Here is an 18,728-nt window from a genome sequence, read left to right as displayed (position 1 = left end):
GTGTTTCACATCTTACTTTTTTTCATTCTTTCGGGATAAAAAACGAGTTGTATCAGATTGTACTCCAATTGTCTGAAACTAAACTTTTGACCATTGACATCAAATTCTGATAATGGATACCATCTTAGATTTGTTCTTAAAATTAAAACTTCATCCGTTTTTCCCGGGACAATATCCCAACCAAATGTGAGACCGGGCTCAAATTTTCCTTTAAATTTAATAGCGCTCTTTACGCCCTCAATTTCTTGTTCGTAACGCAGTTTGTCGTAAGAAATATTTAGGCCTACAAAGGGTGCAAAACCGGAATAATCCATTAAAAACTTGTTGACCTCCAATGCTAAAGCTGTCTTTTTTATCGTCTGCGAGCTCCCATACCCTTCCGTTTCAAACTTTGGATTTCTGAAAGACAATGCGGTAAATAGATTTGCTTTAGTAAAATGATAGCCTAAGGCCATATCAAAATAGTTTTTGGAAGCTATTTTATCATTTAGATAAGGAAGTTTCATCTGATTGTAATCCGATTTACTCAGAGAGAAAGAGAACGAAGGCCCAATCCCGATAAAAAAAGCTCCTTTTCTTCTGGCCTTATACGATAATTTACTAAACTCAGGATAGCTGTTCCACCTGTCTATGTTTTCCTTATTAGTGTCTTTCGTGGAGTCAAAAGCATAAAGTAAACCTAGCGAAGCAGTGATTTCGGGCGTTTTAATTTCTGCTTTTTTCTCTTTGTCTAAAGGATAATCCCATTTATTGTCAGCATTGTAATTTACTCCCAAACGAAGCCCAAAACTTTTGTAGTTATAAAGTAGTCCGGCTTCAAAATTCAATAAAAAATCTTTTGTTAATACCGTACTATTTTCATCGGAGTTAATGATTTGTTTAAAGTCCACCGCGCCCCAGTTGACACCAACAAAAGGTCTTGCCTTTTTATCTTGCATTGCCCAGGGATATATCCTTAAGCCCGTAACGACTGATTGATCTAATTCGTACGTTTCTACCGTATTTTTTTTCAGATTTAATTGTCCCAACGGAACGACAACAAAAAATTCGGCATGTCCCCAAAAATGAAATCCTCCCCATGTAAGGTATTGGTTTACTGTGGCGGGGTGATTAAACGTCGTAATTGTATTATCCTGAATTTGCTTTCCTTTAAAAGAACTCACATAAGTTCCTCCAAATTCAAAATACATCTTTGCAAAATCTAACCGTTGTCTATTGGTATTTCTGGAAATCGGATCTTGTGCATATAAGTGTGCTGTACAAGATATAAATAAACTAAATGCAATTTTTTTAAACATACTTCTGTCTTTAATTGTTTGAGACAAAAGTAGGTAGCTGAAAGCACGCAAAATATCGACAATTGGTATGAAATATAATGCATTCCTAATTTCATACAAAAGTATGAAATCTGATTACTAAGCAGTTATCAATACCATTAATTCGTATTTGCTTTTTACATTACATTTTCTGTAAACATTTCCGGTATGTGTTTTTACAGTTGGAACCGAAATAAATAACTGTTCTGAAATAGATTGATAACTACATCCTTGGACTAATAATCGCGCCACTTCCACTTCGCGATCGGTAAATCCGTAATTGAAAAAATCATTTTGCAGATTTTGTACTCTGTTCTTTAAAATATGGAGACGATTTATATCTTCTATTATTTTATTAATCGCTAATAAAGTAAAAATTACAGGAAGCAAAAATCCTATCGGAAAATTTAAGTGATAATTGCTAAAACCAAATTGCAGAATTAAGTATAAAGGAACAATTATAAGAAACGCAATTGCAAATAATCGATCTGGATTTATTTTTTGAACCATCTTAATTTGAGGTTTAGTAACTCTAATCATAACCATTGATACTGTAATAGAAAACAGTAAATACCCAATTGCGAAGCGTTCTGCAATTGGACTTATATTCAAAAGAGGACTTATAATAACAGCGCTAAAAATAAGCAAACCTATTCCGACATGGATCTTTTTATATACTTTTTTAAGTTTATGCTTGCGTTCTTTTAAGGTGTTCAAGAAAGTAGTACATCCCACGATAGTCATATTTGATACTATCAGAATATTTGATAAATCATCGTATTTCAAGCTTTTTAGCAGTGGAGAAATTGATATCGAAACAATGAGTAACAATAAAGAAATAGTTAGTGTAATGGTTTCTTTGGGTTCTATATTTCGCTTATAACACACGATGCCAAACGCCAAAGAAACAATCAAGGCCGTATAAGCAACAATAAACAGAATAATTTCTAAAATAACCATAATTTGAGGGAATGATTTGTGTTACTCTTCAAAACTACAAATAATAATCAAACGGAGTACTTGTTTAAAAAATTGAAATAGAAAGGTTTGTATTTTTTTGATTTGAAAGTTTTCACGCAGATTCAACAGTTTTTGCAGATTTATTTACGCAGTTTTTTTTCCAATGAATCAAAAAAAATCTACTAAATCTGCGTCACTAAAAGAGATTTAAGAAACTTCTTCAAATCACTAAACTTACATTACTTTCTAAAGATTGCAAATAAAAAAGGTCCAACTCGCGTTGAACCTTTTTATTATTATTTACTGTTTTTGTAATACTTTCGATATTTTGGATATGTTATAGCTCCAATTACCGAAATGGTTCCTAAAGAATACCAAATCCAGCTTAGAGAATGTGCTTCTCCGCTCGCGTACGAGTGCAAACCAACTAAGTGGAAGTTTACTCCGTAGTAAGTGAATAAGATCGATACAAAGGCAAACATACTCATTAAGTTAAAGAACCATTTCCCTCTTAATGCAGGTACAAATCTGGCGTGAATTACAAATCCGTAGATCATAATCGAGATTAAGGCCCAAGTTTCTTTTGGATCCCATCCCCAGTAACGTCCCCAACTTTCGTTGGCCCATTGTCCTCCAAGGAAATTCCCTATCGTTAACATAATCAAACCAATGGTCAATGACATTTCGTTGATATAACTGATTTCTTTGATGTTTAGGCTCATTTTGGCTTTGTTCTTATCATTGGTAAAGAAAATTAAAACCAAAGCTACGAAGCCTAAAATCATTCCTAATGCCAATGGACCGTAACTTCCCACAATTACTGCTACGTGAATCATTAACCAATACGAGTTAAGAACGGGCTGTAAATTGGCAATTTCCGGATCTATCCAGTTTGCATCTGCTGCAAAAAAGATCATAGAAGTTACAAAAGCGGCTGAAGCTACCGTTAGTTTTGATTTTCTATCAAAAGCTAATCCAAAGAACATGGTAGCCCAAGCTACGTATACAATCGCTTCGTAAGCATTACTCCAAGGTGCGTGACCCGAAATATACCAACGTGCAATTAAAGCAAGGGTATGTAAGGCAAATATTCCTCCTATTAAGATATGAAAACCATTAACGGTTATGCGCAAAAACTTTTTATTAAAGAAAATACTCAATAAAGTAAAAATCAGCATGAAAATTCCTGCCATAGAATACCAATAAAGCATTTTTGGTAAAATATCATAGGTATTGTAAGCAATTTCAAGATCGATTTTTTCTTCGCTAGGACGCACTTTAGAACCAAATTTCTTTTGAAAACCGTTGATGCTTTCTACTAAATTATCGGCTGTACTAAAATCCTTAGAAATAGAACCATTGTTTAAGGCGCTGAAATATAAGGGTAGAATTTGTTTTACATAAGTCGAGTCCATTCCTTTAAGACCGGCACTTTCACGTTCTAAAAAAGAAACCCATTTATTGTTTGGATCATTTGGAACCGGGAAAATTCTTAAAATACTTCCGCTTAAAGCAGATTCCATTAAATTTACCTTTTTATCTGTCTCGATAAAATCCTTCTCAAAACTGTTCGGATTAGCAGCTTTATAAGCAGCATCTAAATAAGGAGAAAGTTTGTAGTTTCCATTTTCATCAAAAAACTTCACGAAAGGAGCCAGCTTTGCTTTTCTGTCAATACCGATGATTTTACGAATACTATCATCTTTGGTATTAATATAAATAAGAGGGACCTGAATCCATACCTGAGCGTACTGTGTCATAGACAAAAATACCTGATCTGAGTTCATGCCGTTATACTTATCACTATGACTTACTTTTCTAAGCAATTCAGATGAAAAAGTATTGATTGGTTTCATACGTCCACCGGCATCCTGAATAATCAAACGCCCAAATTTTGCTGCGTGTTCTTTCGGTGCTTTATAAATCGTCAATAACGAATCTAATTGTTTCTGACTTGGTGGAGCCGTTACGTGATTGGCATGATTGTTTGGATCTTCATTTTTATTATGTTCGTGGGTATGCCCCGGAGTATGAACGTGTGGCGCTTCTTGTGCAAAACCATTCAAACTAAACAGCAAAACCAAAATGGTAATTAGTTTCTCTTTTTTCTTTTTCACAACTTCTAATTTGCGTTTTAGATCTCCAAAACGGGAATGTTTGGTGAACATAATAACCATTAAACCGAAATACAACATAAAATAACCCAAATAAGTTATAGAAGTTCCCCAAAAGTCATGATTCACAGACAATACAGTTCCTTTTTCGTCCGGATCAAATGAAGATTGAAAGAAACGGTAGCCTCTGTAATCTAAAACATGATTCATAAAAATATCCGCATCAAATGTATCTGTAGAATCCTGAACGGTTACCTTGCTTTTAAAAGCGGAATAACTTTTTTCTGTTCCCGGGTATTTTGTTGCGATAAAATCGTTTAGTTTTACTTTGAAAGGCAAAACATAGGCTTTACTTCCATAAAACAAGGAATATTCGATATTCCCAATCTTAACGGTTTTTGGTTCTCCAACACTTCCTTTAGAGCCCAAAAGCATCACTTCTTTTTCCTGTCCTTCTGCTTTTACCTTTACGACTAAAGCATCATGATGACTTTTGGCCTTGTAATCATTATTCGATTCATAAGTAATACTCCCTTTCATAGCGGGATCCGGAAATACAATTCTGATATCGCCAATGCTATACAAAGAACGCATCATCAAAGGTTGTATGTTATCTTTAGTGACTTTTCCTTGAAATTTATCTGCCATTCGCATAAAGTTACCTTCAAATGGCGTCTGAATGGTATATTTTTCACCAGTAGTATTAATGTTAATAGCACCTTCGGTTGGTTTATTTAAAGCAAACAAAACATTGTGAATGTTCTGCACTTCTCCTTCTTTCAGGAAATGCTCTTCACGTCCGCCCGAACCGGCTTCAACTAATTTAAGGTATAAAGTACCTTTTGGATCTGGTTTCACCACCTCTTTAGCACCCATAATGTACTTTACGTACGTGATTTCAAAAGGAGTTTCAGAAAATTTACCTGAAATAGAAAAATCATTATTTGTAACGGGCGATAACAAAAGTTTTTCTTCAAAAACTCTTCGTTTCATTTCACCTTTATGTTCACCGTCTACAAAAGCAGTTAAAAATGTTTTATCAGAGTAAATTTGGTTTTCTGCTGCTCCTTCGCGAATTGGCATCATCCCTTCATAACTGATGTAACGGGTTATAAAAGCACCTAAAAGAATAAAAATAAAGGCAATATGAAGCAATAAAGTAGCCCATTTTTCCTTTCTTAATAGTTGATAACGTTTGATGTTTCCGATAAAATTGATCATAAAAAAGACCATTATCGCTTCAAACCAACAGGTATTGTAAATTAAAATTCGGGCTGTATCAGTATTGTACTTACTTTCGATAAAAGTTCCGATACCCATTGCCAAAGCAAATGTTAAAAAAAGAACAGCCATTAATCGTGTAGAAAACAAAAAAGAGAATATTTTTTTATCCATTTTTGAGGAATTACATTGTATAAAAGTGCGACAAAAGTACTTAAAAATGTTGAGTTCCAATATTTGTCATTTGTTAATTAAAACCAAAAAATAGATCAGATTACTCCCTCCTACTGCTTAAATCTGTTAATTCAAAAAAAACATTCCTAAATTGAACCTGATCTTTGATTTTAGATGATCCTAAAATAGAACAATCATCAAGGAAACGGTTTACAAAGTAGTTTCGAAATTCTAATTTAACTGTGCTATGAATTGCTCTTTTCTTCTAAAATATTAAAGAAGTGCGCTTTATTTTTCTTCAAATGACAAACGAATTAAAAGCAATTAACTTTAGAAAAAATAATGCTAATTTTGCGGTATGATTCGAATAACTGTAATTGGTTCGGGAAATGTCGCCCAGCATTTGATAAAGGCTTTTACTAAAAGTGACCTTGTTGAGATTGTACAGGTATTTTCCAGAAAAAAAGAAGTGTTGTCTTCTCTAATTGGTTTTGAAAAAATTGTCAGTGCTTTTGAAGACTTAAAAGAAGCCGATTTGTATATCATTGCGGTTTCGGATAAAGCTATTTCGGAAGTTTCTAAACAATTGCCGTTTCAAAACCGAATTGTCGTTCATACTTCAGGAACCGCTTCACTTGCGGTTTTAGATGTAAAGAACAGAAACGGTGTTTTTTATCCGCTTCAAACCTTTTCTAAGACCAAAGAGGTTGATTTTTCAACCGTTCCGATCTGTTTGGAAGCAGAAAACCCTTATGATTATCGCGTTTTAGAAACGGTAGCCAAGAGTATTTCAACTGCGGTTTATCCAATTAATTCGGAACAGCGAAAAGCGCTCCACGTTTCAGCCGTTTTTGTCAATAATTTCACCAATCATTTGTATCAAATCGGACAGGAAATTTGTGAAGAACACCAAGTCCCTTTTGCAATCTTAAAACCTCTCATTCAGGAAACTGCCGAAAAAGTAAAAACTCTGAATCCTGTTGATGCTCAAACAGGGCCTGCAAAACGCAACGATTCGACCACAATTGAAGCTCATTTAGCGTATTTGACCAACGAAAAACAAAAGAATATCTATACTATATTAACACAATCTATACAGAATAATGACAAGAAATTATAAAGAAATAATGAATGACATCAACACCTTTGTTTTTGATGTTGATGGCGTACTTACAGACAGTTCGGTTTTTGTAACTAATGAAGGAGAAATGCTTCGCACAATGAATATTCGTGATGGTTACGCCATGAAAGCGGCAGTAGAAAGTGGCTATAATGTTTGCATTATTTCGGGAGGAAGCAATGAAGGCGTTCGTATTCGTTTACGCAATTTAGGAATTAATGATATCTATTTAGGAACGCCTGATAAAGTAGCGACATTCAAAGAATATACAGATATTCACAATATCAAACCGGAAAATGTATTGTATATGGGAGATGACATTCCGGATTTTCATGTGATGCAATTGGTGGGATTACCTACTTCTCCTCAGGATGCAAGCCCGGAGATCAAAAATATTTGTCGTTATATCTCTCATGTAAAAGGCGGTAAAGGCGCTGCACGTGATGTTATTGAGCAAGTAATGAAAGTTCAGGGGAAATGGATGGAGCATTTTAGCGGGAAACATGATTAGTTTTCAGTTTCAGTCTCAGTTTTCAGTCTCAGTTTTTAGCCACAGATTAAGTCTCAGTTACAATTTACAATAAAAAAATGAAATTCCTCAAGCTCATTCGATATCAGAACCTACTTATGCTTGCTTTTATGCAGCTTTTATTTCGGTATGCTTTTTTAGAACAGCAGGATATTCCGCTGGCTTTGGCCGACTGGCAATACGGATTATTGGTTTTAAGCACCGTTTTAATCGCGGCGGCGGGTTATGTAATCAATAATATTTTTGATGTTGCCACAGATACCATTAATAAACCCAATGATGTTGTGGTGGGTAAAGGGATAACGGAGACAGCTGCTTATAACATTTACATTGCCCTTACTATTAGTGGTGTTGCCATAGGTTTTTATTTATCTAATGTTATAATGAGGCCTACTTTTGCTACGATTTTTATTCTGATCGCTTCATTGCTCTATTTTTATGCTACGTCTTTAAAACAAATCATGATTTTAGGCAATTTGATTGTAGCCTTGTTGTTAGCTTTTAGTGTAGTAATTATTGGTGTTTTTGATATTTTTCCGGCTACAAATACGGATAATCAGGCACAAATGGCAAGTTTATTTTCTATCTTAATCGATTATGCTTTATTTGCTTTTATGATTAATTTTATTCGTGAAATAATCAAGGATATCGAAGATGTAAACGGCGATTACAATCAGGGAATGAATACGTTGCCAATCGCGATTGGAAGTGCCAGAACGGCAAAAATTGCTTTGGGACTCGCTGTTATTCCATTTATTTTATCGGTGCTTTATATCAATAAATATTTTATAGAAAACAGTCTTTTTATCGTTACTTTTTATGCTTTTGCGTTTGTTTTGGCGCCTCTTTTGTATTTTATTGTCAAGATAGTTGGAGCAAAATCACAGAAGGAGTTTCATCATTTAAGTACTGTTTTAAAGTTGATTTTGCTTTTTGGAATTTTATCAATTATAGTCATTGCCGTAAATATTAAATACAATGCTTAAAGAAAAACTAAAAAAATACACGCTGATTCTGGCTTCAGGATCTCCAAGAAGACAGCAATTTTTCAAAGATCTGGATTTAGACTTTGAAATTAGATTAAAGGACGTAGAAGAAATCTATCCTCCCGAATTAAAAGCCGTTGAAATAACGGATTATTTAGCAGTACTAAAAGCAAATGCTTTTGAGGGTGAACTCCAACCGAATGAAATTTTAGTGACCAGCGATACTATTGTCTGGCATCAGAACAAAGCATTAGGAAAACCTAAAGATGCAGCAGAAGCCTTTGAAATGATAAAATCAATGTCAAACGACACACATGAAGTTTTTACTTCGGTTTGTTTTAAGACCAACACTGCTTCTACTGTAATAAATGATGTTACCAAAGTTACTTTCAAAGATTTGTCTGACGAAGCTATTTTGTACTATATCGCCAACTACAAACCTTATGACAAGGCTGGCGCTTATGGTATCCAGGAATGGTTTGGTTTTATGGCCGTTGCTAAGGTTGAAGGTTCTTATACCAATGTAATGGGACTTCCAACTGCTAAAGTTTATGAATATTTGAGTACTTTAGATTAAAAAATAAGATTATGTTTACTTTTAAAGAGTATAGCCAGGAAATTATAACGACGGGAATTCTCCTTTTTACACTGATTAGTTTAAGAATGATTATTGCTAAATTAATCCGTCGTTATGCCAGTTCCAGTCAATTATTAGAGCATCGGACAAATTTGGTGATCAAATACATTCATTTGTTAATGAATATATTAGTGATCATCAGTCTGATTGTAATTTGGGGTGTTGATACGAAAGACATTTTTATCACTGTATCTTCAATTGCCACTGTAATTGGTGTCGCTATGTTTGCGCAATGGTCTATACTGAGCAATATTACTTCAGGGATGATTTTGTTCTTTTCATTCCCTTTTAGAATTGGTGACACCATAAAAATTCACGATAAAGATTTCCCGATCGAGGCCGAAATTGAAGATATCAGTGCCTTCCATGTGAATTTAAAAACCAAAGAGGGCGAGAAAATTATTTTCCCAAACAACTTATTGCTCCAAAAAGGAATTTCAATCATGCCGGTTCATTACGAAGAGAAAGAGTTTTTTGATTAATTAATTCAAATTCACGACTACACAATAACATTACGTTAAGGACTATCAAAAAAAGTCTCACGCAGATTTTAACGGATTAAAATAAAAAAATCCGCAAAATCTGCAGAATCTGCGTGAAAAAACATTTTAACTTAATCACATAATAGTTGAATGGGAATTTTATAATCTAAAGAAGAAAAGCTAAAACAATAGTATTAGAATAAAGTATAATATTTGTTAAGCAAACTTTTTAGTTTTATTTAAATCTCAAAAAATGACGGAACCTGTACAATTGCCATTTTATGCTAAACTTCCCCTTATACTGGTAAGTCTGCTGTCTTTTGCCTTTATTTTTTGCATTGGAAAAGATGTAATTACTCCTGTGTTAATGGCATTTCTGTTTGCAGTACTGTTACTTCCGGTATTTACACTTTTAAACACCAAATTCAAATTTCCTAGATATCTCGCTGCATTACTTTGTGTGTTGCTTTTTGCTTTATTTGTTGCCGGAATTTTCATTTTCATTTCTTATGAAGTCACGGATATGGCAAATGATTTCGAGACGATCAAAAAGAACGCAAGTGCATTTATTACTGACATTCATAAATTTATAAAAGACAATTTTAATGTTAGCATTGGGGAGCAGAAAAAATACATTACGAATGTGACGAAAGACTCTGTTGCCAATGGAAATGCAACTTTGGGCTCTGCCATAATCTCACTAAGTGATCTCCTTTTAGATTGTACCATTATTCCGATTTACACCTTTTTATTTTTACTGTATAAAGATCATTTTATACTCTTTCTCGCCAAACTAATCGACAGAGACAATCATTCCGTATTAAAGGATATCTTGACTCAGATAAAAGTTTCGATCAATAATTATATCGTAAGTTTAATTTTAGAAATGATTGTTGTTTCTGTTTTAACCAGCTTAGGTCTTTGGATTATTGGTGTCAAATATTTTATACTGCTGGGATTAATAACCGGCCTCTTAAACCTTATACCCTATATTGGGATCACAGCTGCAGGAATAATAACAATTTTAGCCTCACTTACCGGCTCAGCGGAAACATCCATAATACTGGGTATTTTAATTGTGAATCTTATTGTTCAGTTAATTGATAATAATGTACTCGTACCTTTAATTATCAATTCTAAGGTAGAAATTAATGCATTTGTCTCTATCATGGGAATTATAGTGGGAGGCGCGGCAGCCGGAATTTCAGGCATGTTCCTGGCAATACCGCTTTTGGCCATTTTAAAAATTATTTTTGACAGAATCGAATCACTGGAACCCTGGGGGTATTTAATGGGCAATCACATGCCAAAAAGGTTTATTTGGAGAATTAAAAAAGCAAAGATTGAAAACTAAATTACAAGCGATACAAAATATGAATAATATTTAGCTTATATTTCATTTAAAAATCATCTTAAGCTATCAAATAGATCTGAATGTTTCGAAAAATAAAAATAGTTATTATCTTACTCCTTTGTTTTAGTCTGCAAAGCCTCTGCGCGCAGGATACGAAACAAAAAAAAGACAGTACCGAAATATATACCAAAATTCGAAACTATTCTAAAAAAAACAAATTTACCAAAACGTTACACAAACTCTTTTTCAGAACCAGCAAACCTCGAAAAAAAGAAACGGAACCGGTAGAAAAAGACACCACTGATTACAATGGTAAAATCATTCGAAAAATAACAATTGTTACTTTAGATCCCTTTGGACATTCTGTTTCAGACACCACTGCCATGCCTCGGAATTGGGGAGAAAGAACCGGTAACAGGCTTCATTTAAAAACAAAAAAAATAGCCATTTACAATTTATTGCTATTAAAAAGGAATGCACCTTACGATTCCTATAAAATGCAGGAATCGGAACGTATTATACGATCGCAACGGTATGTAACTGCTGTGAAAATTTCAAACAAATTAGCCGGCAAAGCATCAGATTCTATCGATGTTACCATCCGCGTTTTAGATTCGTGGAGTACTATTCCGAGATTTTCAATTTCGAGCAGTCGGGTTGGTATCGGATTAAAAGAAAAGGACTTCTTCGGAACGGGTCAGCAATTAGATTACAAGTTCACAAATCGTTTTGCCGATGGTGCAGATGGGCATGATGGAACCTATACTATACCTAATATTGCACGCACTTTTGTCAGCACTGTACTGAAATACAATATAGACTTTGACAATAACTATAACAAAAGCATTGATATGGAACGTGCTTTCTATTCCCCTTTAACCAAATGGGCTGGCGGTGTTTACTTAGGTGAAAATTATAAAAAAGACAGTTTGCAGGGGCCGGATCTAAAATTTGCATTTCAGCCCTTTAAATACCGTTTTCAGGATTTTTGGGTCGGAAATGCTTCAAAAGTTTTTGAAGATGAACATCATGGAATAACCAATCTAATTGTCTCTACACGTTTCCTTAATATCGATTACAAAGAAAGTCCAACTATTGAATACGACTCTATTAATTTTTATTCTAATGAAAAACTCTTTTTAGGCGGAATCGGATTTAACACCCGGAAATTCGTTAAGGACAGTTATATCTTTAGAAATGGACGGACAGAAGACATTCCTATCGGGCGAATTTATGGTATCACCTTCGGTTATCAATACAAAAACACCATTTGGCGACCTTATCTGGGTGCTCAATTTTCTTTTGGTAATTATTACAGATTGGGTTTCTTAAGTATGAATTTTGAGGCCGGTACTTACTTTCATCAATCTAAAACCTATCAAACCTCAATATTGCTCGAATCCAACTACTTTACAAAATTATACAGTATTGGTAATTGGAAATTAAGGCAATTTGTTAATCCACAATTGATATTGGGAATCAATCGGGCAGACAGTATGGGAGATCGCTTAAATTTAAACGAACAGAATGGATTAGCAGGCTTCAATGCCCCACTCTACGGAACAAGTAAAATGGTTTTGGCACTGCAAACCCAAACCTATTCTCCTTATGAACTTTTGGGTTTTCGTCTGAATCCGTTTTTTAATTACGCGATAGGTGTTCTCGGAAGCCAGAATGACGCCATGTTTAAGAATAAAGCGTACTCTAAATTGACTATAGGTTTATTGATTAGCAATGACTATTTGGTTTTCAGCTCGTTTCAATTATCACTATCCTACTACCCTACTATCCCCATGCAAGGCGATAATCTATTCAAAACCAACACATTTGAAACCACTGATTATGGCGGTTTACAGAGTTTTGAACTTGCCAAACCAAGAATTGTAAAGTATAAATAAGCTGCAAGCTCCTATTTTGCTTTCCATTGAACTTTTTTTTAGATTTTTTTTAAATTCGCAACACTTTAAAAATCAAATACTTTACAAATCATTAACAAAATAATATCGATAAAAAGCATCATTTATCGATTAAAATGCATTTTGTTTTTATTTTTGGCACAGTATATGAATATTGCCTATTAGAGTTAAAATTAACAAAAAACTAAAAAAATGAAAACAGTTAAAATAGCAATCGCAGGATTATTACTTTTGGTTGCAAACGCCACGCAAGCCCAGGTATCTGTAAATGTTAACATTGGATCTCCACCAGCATGGGGTCCTGCAGGTTATGAACAAACAGAGTACTATTACTTACCCGACATTGAAGCTTATTATGATGTAAGAGCCTCGCAATTTATTTGTTATGGAGGAGGAAGATGGTCCAGAGTAAACCGTTTACCAAGACAATATCGCAACTACGATTTATACGACGGATATAAAGTAGTATTAACAGATTATCACGGTAGAACTCCTTACACCTACTTTAACAGACACAAAGTAAGATATTATAAAGGATATCACGGAGCGCCACAAAGAAGTTGCAGACCAAGACCGGTTTACGGTTATAATGACAATCACAGAAATCACAAAAACTATGATAAACATTATAAGAAACGTGACAGAGATGATGACGATGACGACGATGATGATGACCACGATCACGATCGCAGACATGATGGTCCTTACCGCCCGGGAAGAAGGTAATTCTTTCCTAAATAAAAAGAGAGTATCAGGATCCTGATACTCTCTTTTTGTCTATTTTAATAGCAAAAAAATCAACCGTTAACATTTCATTTGCACTATCTTCAATAATATAATTAGTATTTTTGAACTTCTTTCAAAAAACACCTAAACCAACCATGCGAAAAATACAGATACAAATTCTTCTTCTTTTTTTAGTCGGAACTTCCATTTCTTTTGCACAACAACCACAGAAACCAAATGCCGTAGAAATTTACAATCAAATCAAGAAATTAAACTTTCTGGGATCTGTATTGTATCTGGCTGCACATCCTGATGACGAAAACACCCGTCTGATCTCTTATTTCGCTAATGAAATGAATGCCAGAACCGGATATTTGTCTTTAACTCGTGGTGATGGAGGTCAGAATTTAATTGGTCCTCAATTGCGTGAATTATTAGGTGTTATACGAACTCAGGAATTAATTGAAGCAAGAAAAGTAGATGGTGGAGAACAATTTTTCTCCAGAGCGAATGACTTTGGCTACTCAAAAAATCCAGAGGAAACTTTGCATATTTGGGACAAAGACAAGGTTTTGGCCGATGTTATCTGGACGATCAGAAAATTCCAGCCGGATGTAATTATCAATCGATTTGATCACCGTACACCCGGTTCAACGCATGGGCATCATACTTCGTCTGCTATGTTAAGTGTTGAAAGTTTTAAATTGACCAATGACCCCAAAATATATCCTGAACAACTAAAATATGTAAAGCCTTGGCAGGTAAAACGCCAATACTTTAATACTTCGTGGTGGTTTTATGGAAGTCAGGAAAATTTTGAAGCGGCCAATAAATCTAAATTTGCAACCTTAGAAACCGGTGTTTATTATACCGGAATTGGTAAATCAAATCAGGAAATTGCTGCCCTAAGTCGCAGCCGCCATCAATCACAAGGTTTTGGAAGTACAGGAGTTCGCGGAAATGAAACTGAATATTTAGAACTGATTAACGGAGAAGCTCCCAAAGATCCGAATGTATTGTTTGAAGGAATTGACACCAGCTGGAATCGCGTTAAAAACGGAAAACCTATCGGTGAACTGATTTCTAAAATTATAACCAACTACAATTTCAGCAACCCGTCGGCAAGTATACCAGATTTGGTAAAAGCGTACACGATGATTGAATCTTTAGAAGATGAGCATTGGAAAAGTGTAAAATCTGCTGCCATAAAAAATATTATTGCGTCTTCTGCCGGCTTGTACCTTGAAGCTGCAGCAAGCGAACAGGAAGCTACCCCAGGAAGTATTGTTAAACTAAGTCTTGAAGCGATTAACCGATCTGCTGTAGAAATGGTACTGACAAGTGTAACGACTTTACCGGAACATAAAACTACGGTTCAAAACACGGTTCTAAAAAATAACAACGATCAAAAAATAAGCCTGCAAACTCAGCTACCCTCCACAATCGAGTATACGCAACCGTATTGGCTAAAAGAAAAAGCTTCAGAAGGAATCTATACCGTATCCAATCAAGAAAATATTGGAATTCCTGATATTATAAGAGAAGTAAAAGTTCTTTTTAATGTAAAAATTAGTGGTGTTGAGATTCCGTTTGAGCGTACTGTTATTTACAAATACAATGACGGCGTAAAAGGTGAAATGTACAATTTTCTGGATATTGTACCTGAAGCAACCACTTCAATCGTAGAAAAAGTATTGATCTTTAAGGATACCAAAAGCAAATTGGTTCCGGTAAAAGTTCGTGCCGGAAAAGACAACATAAAAGGAAACGTGCAATTAGAATTAGGAAAAGGCTGGTTGATTTCGCCAAACCAAATTTCATTTGCCTTAGAAAAAAAGGGAATGGAACAGACCTTTTATTTTGAAGTGACACCACCCGTTCAACCCGAAGAAGCCATTGCAAAAAGTGTCATTACCATAGATAAAGAACGTTTTGACAAAAGCATAACGATCATTGATTACAGTCATATAACCAAACAAATGATCCTGAAGTCAGCGGAATCAAAATGTATCCGTATTGACTTAAAAACTTCAGGAGATGCCGTTGGATATATTATGGGAGCGGGTGATGAGGTTCCTGAAAGTCTTACACAAATGGGGTATAAAGTAACTCTTTTGAAACCTGAGGAAATTACACCTGAAAAATTAGATTCTTTTAATACAGTGATTACCGGAGTTCGTGCTTATAATACCGTCAATGCTCTAGCCAACAAGCAAAAAGTACTCTTTGACTTTGTGAAAAGCGGTAAAAATATGATTGTGCAATACAATACATATGGTAGACTAGTAACCGATCAACTTGCACCATATCCATTAAAAATATCAAATGACCGAGTAACAGAAGAAAACGCAAAAATCACATTTTTAGCGCCAAATCATCCTGTTTTAAACACCCCAAATAAAATCAGTACTAAAGATTTTGAAGGCTGGACACAAGAGCAAGGTCTCTATTATCCGGATCAATATGACCCTGCCTTCACTCCTATTTTATCGTCACATGATAAAGGAGAGTCTGCTAAAAATGGAGCCTTATTAGTGGCACCATATGGAAAAGGATATTACATTTACACCGGTTTAAGCTTTTTTAGAGAATTACCTGAAGGTGTTGCGGGAGCATATCGTTTGCTTTCGAATATTATCTCATTGAAACAGCCTATTGAAGCTCCTAAACAGCAATTAAAGCAATAAATTTTCAAAAATGGAAGATAAAAAAACAAAAAAATGGAAAAAAAGCTACACCTACGTTTTGGTGGCCAATGCCATTTACATTCTGATTTTTCTCTTAATCATGCAATTATACTCATAACCTATGCAACTATTTGATTGGATCGTTCTAATTGTTACACTTTTATTTATTGTTGGATACGGCTCTTGGAAAACCAAAGGAAGTAAAAATGTCGAGGATTTTATTCTCGGCAACAATGAAACACCTTGGTATACCGTCGGACTTTCTGTAATGGCAACTCAGGCAAGCGCCATCACTTTCTTGTCAACACCCGGACAAGCGTATCATGACGGAATGGGTTTTGTACAGTTTTATTTTGGATTGCCAATTGCCATGATTGTCATTTGTGTAACTTTTATTCCGCTGTATCATAAAGCAAAAGTTTATACTGCCTATGAGTTTCTGGAAAAACGATTTGACCTTAAAACTAGGTCTTTAGCCGCAATTCTTTTCCTTGTTCAAAGAGGATTAGGAACCGGATTGACCATTTACGCACCGGCAATTATCTTATCGGCCCTTTTAGGCTGGAACCTGACCTTTATGAATGTTATCATTGGTTTGCTGGTAATTATTTATACATTTTCCGGAGGTACAAAAGCGGTAAACGTAACTCAAAAACAACAGATGTTCGTCATTATGACCGGAATGTTTATCACCTTTTTCCTAATTTTACATTACCTGCCAAATGATATGACGTTCTCCAGTGCCATGCATATTGCCGGAGCAAATGACAAAATGAATATTGTAGATTTCTCTTTTAATCCTGAAGAAAAATATACGTTCTGGAGCGGGATCACAGGAGGTTTTTTCCTTGCACTTGCTTATTTTGGAACAGATCAGTCTCAGGTGGGTCGTTATCTGTCCGGAAAATCAGTTCGCGAAAGTCAGATGGGACTAATAATGAACGGGCTTTTAAAAGTGCCTATGCAATTCTTTATCCTGCTAACGGGAATTATGGTTTTTGTGTTTTTTCAATTTAATCCGGTTCCGTTAAATTTTAATCCAAATAATAAAATTGTAATCGAGAAATCGGCATTCAAAGAAGAGTATCATACGTTAGAGAAAAAATTAAACACGCTTTCTGAGGATAAAAAAGTAATCAATCTGTTGTACATCGATCAGTTGAATCAGGATTATGATAACCCGATTCTTCGAAAAGAGTTGGTTGCTTTATCCAATAAGGAAAAAGACTTGCGTGACCGTGCCAAAGAAATCATTTCTAAGGCAGACAGCAACAGTGAAACCAATGATAAAGATTATGTATTTTTTCATTTTATTCTTCACTATCTGCCAAAAGGCCTTATCGGATTATTGTTAGCCGTAATTCTTTCGGCAGCCATGTCTTCAACCGCCTCCGGATTAAATGCATTGGCTTCAACAACCGCCATTGACATTTACAAACGAAACTTAAAAACCGAAAAATCAGAAAAACATTATCTGAATGCAACCAAATTTTTTACCCTTTTCTGGGGAATTATCGCCATACTTTTTGCCTGTGTAGGAACATTATTTGAAAACCTTATTCAGTTGGTCAATATTATCGGTTCTATTTTTTACGGAACAGTTTTAGGAATCTTTCTGGTTGGTTTTTACTTACGTCATGTTCAGGCAAAAGCCATGTTTTACAGCGCCATTATCAGTCAGATTACCATTTTTATCATCTATTATTTCATGATTCATATTTATCCGAGTGGTCAGGAAAAATTAGGGTATTTGTGGTTGAACTTTATCGGGGCAATTTTGACAATTGTTTTGGCTTTATTGATGCAGTTATTTGTTTTTAAGCGAAATGAGCTTGAATTGAATGAGTTATAGATTTGTTTTTTCGTGAGCAAAATTTCACGCAGATTTAGCTGATTTGGCAGATTTTATTAATCGAAAACTGAGCTTGGATAATCTTAAATTTATTTTTTTTATGAAAATTGTATTCGGAAAATCAATCGTACTTATTTTGTTCTGTTTTTGTCTGCACGTTGAAGGTCAAAATGTAAAGGACACTATATTTGAAGATCAATCAATTTCAACAAAACTGTATACGAAATGCTTTGAAAATTTAAATCAAGGAGCGGTTATTTTTGAAAAATATCCAGATTTTAAGCAAACAAATATATGTTCCTTGTCTTATTGTATGCTATTACTATCCTTTCCTGAAATAGATATACAATTGGCAGCTGAAGAGCTACTAAAGGGGATTGCTACACAACTTTATCGTGAAGGCAACCCCGTTTTTATGATCAACGGTATGGAAAGCTACACTTCAGCAATGAGAGAAAATGAAAATTTAGAAGATAATAATCATCTGGTTTATATCAGTTATGCAGAATGCCAAAGTCCCTATTTTCTATCAAGAGGTGCCAATGTGATAAACAAAGAAACTTTTAGATTAATAAATCAAAATAAAGTCGTTTCAAAATCCAATGTCACACGTATTCCTCAAACAGACTGAAATTAAGATAAAAAACAAATAGT

The 18,728-nt window shown here is 34.7% G+C and carries 14 protein-coding genes; 11 read left to right on the top strand and 3 right to left on the bottom strand.

All coding sequences use genetic code 11. From position 1 onward, the window contains the following. Window positions 1-5: 5 nt before the first annotated feature. From ACHRV5_RS00280 to ccsA, 3 genes are all read right to left on the bottom strand, one after another. A complete protein-coding gene (locus ACHRV5_RS00280; RefSeq protein ID WP_395425316.1) occupies window positions 6-1,298 on the bottom strand; it encodes a hypothetical protein in 1,293 nt (430 codons plus the stop codon). 117 nt (window positions 1,299-1,415) lie between these two features. Beyond that, entirely contained in the window at window positions 1,416-2,276 is an 861-nt protein-coding gene (locus ACHRV5_RS00275) for a helix-turn-helix transcriptional regulator (RefSeq protein WP_395425315.1), read from the bottom strand. A 296-nt stretch (window positions 2,277-2,572) separates the two neighbouring features. Beyond that, entirely contained in the window at window positions 2,573-5,785 is a 3,213-nt protein-coding gene (ccsA, locus tag ACHRV5_RS00270) for a cytochrome c biogenesis protein CcsA (protein WP_395425314.1), read from the bottom strand. A gap of 358 nt (window positions 5,786-6,143) precedes the next feature. Here ccsA and ACHRV5_RS00265 point away from each other — a divergent pair, with 358 nt between their 5' ends. From ACHRV5_RS00265 to ACHRV5_RS00215, 11 genes are all read left to right on the top strand, one after another. Next, entirely contained in the window at window positions 6,144-6,905 is a 762-nt protein-coding gene (locus ACHRV5_RS00265) for a Rossmann-like and DUF2520 domain-containing protein (RefSeq protein WP_395425313.1), read from the top strand. Beyond that, window positions 6,889-7,416, top strand: a complete 528-nt coding sequence (locus ACHRV5_RS00260; protein WP_047779126.1) for an HAD family hydrolase — start codon at window positions 6,889-6,891, stop codon at window positions 7,414-7,416. The genes ACHRV5_RS00265 and ACHRV5_RS00260 overlap by 17 nt, the downstream gene beginning before the upstream one ends. 77 nt (window positions 7,417-7,493) lie before the next feature. Then, window positions 7,494-8,420 carry a geranylgeranylglycerol-phosphate geranylgeranyltransferase gene (locus ACHRV5_RS00255; protein WP_230001872.1) on the top strand — a complete coding sequence of 309 codons (927 nt, stop codon included), beginning with the start codon at window positions 7,494-7,496 and terminating at the stop codon, window positions 8,418-8,420. Continuing rightward, window positions 8,413-8,997 carry a Maf-like protein gene (locus ACHRV5_RS00250; protein WP_047779128.1) on the top strand — a complete coding sequence of 195 codons (585 nt, stop codon included), beginning with the start codon at window positions 8,413-8,415 and terminating at the stop codon, window positions 8,995-8,997. Before ACHRV5_RS00255 ends, ACHRV5_RS00250 begins: the two co-directional genes overlap by 8 nt. Before the next feature lie 11 nt (window positions 8,998-9,008). Continuing rightward, entirely contained in the window at window positions 9,009-9,539 is a 531-nt protein-coding gene (locus tag ACHRV5_RS00245; protein WP_047779129.1) for a mechanosensitive ion channel domain-containing protein, read from the top strand. Window positions 9,540-9,792: 253 nt separating this feature from the next. Continuing rightward, window positions 9,793-10,893 (top strand): AI-2E family transporter, encoded by a 1,101-nt coding sequence (locus ACHRV5_RS00240; RefSeq protein ID WP_395425312.1) that lies wholly within the window; start codon window positions 9,793-9,795, stop codon window positions 10,891-10,893. Between the two features lie 80 nt (window positions 10,894-10,973). Then, a complete protein-coding gene (locus ACHRV5_RS00235; RefSeq protein WP_395425311.1) occupies window positions 10,974-12,791 on the top strand; it encodes a hypothetical protein in 1,818 nt (605 codons plus the stop codon). Between the two features lie 210 nt (window positions 12,792-13,001). Next, entirely contained in the window at window positions 13,002-13,535 is a 534-nt protein-coding gene (locus ACHRV5_RS00230) for a hypothetical protein (protein ID WP_047779132.1), read from the top strand. A gap of 155 nt (window positions 13,536-13,690) precedes the next feature. After that, window positions 13,691-16,222 carry a PIG-L family deacetylase gene (locus ACHRV5_RS00225; RefSeq protein WP_395425310.1) on the top strand — a complete coding sequence of 844 codons (2,532 nt, stop codon included), beginning with the start codon at window positions 13,691-13,693 and terminating at the stop codon, window positions 16,220-16,222. A gap of 121 nt (window positions 16,223-16,343) precedes the next feature. Continuing rightward, a complete protein-coding gene (locus tag ACHRV5_RS00220) occupies window positions 16,344-18,074 on the top strand; it encodes a sodium:solute symporter (protein WP_047779134.1) in 1,731 nt (576 codons plus the stop codon). 100 nt (window positions 18,075-18,174) lie between these two features. Next, on the top strand, window positions 18,175-18,705 hold the full coding sequence (locus ACHRV5_RS00215; RefSeq protein WP_395425309.1) for a hypothetical protein: 531 nt from the start codon (window positions 18,175-18,177) through the stop codon (window positions 18,703-18,705). The last annotated feature ends 23 nt before the right edge of the window (window positions 18,706-18,728 follow it).

Source organism: Flavobacterium sp. FlaQc-52 (assembly GCF_044007495.1).
In the GTDB taxonomy this organism is placed as follows: domain Bacteria; phylum Bacteroidota; class Bacteroidia; order Flavobacteriales; family Flavobacteriaceae; genus Flavobacterium; species Flavobacterium cupriresistens.
Note: the sequence above shows the minus strand (reverse complement) of the source record. Positions and strands in the feature narration are given on the sequence as shown.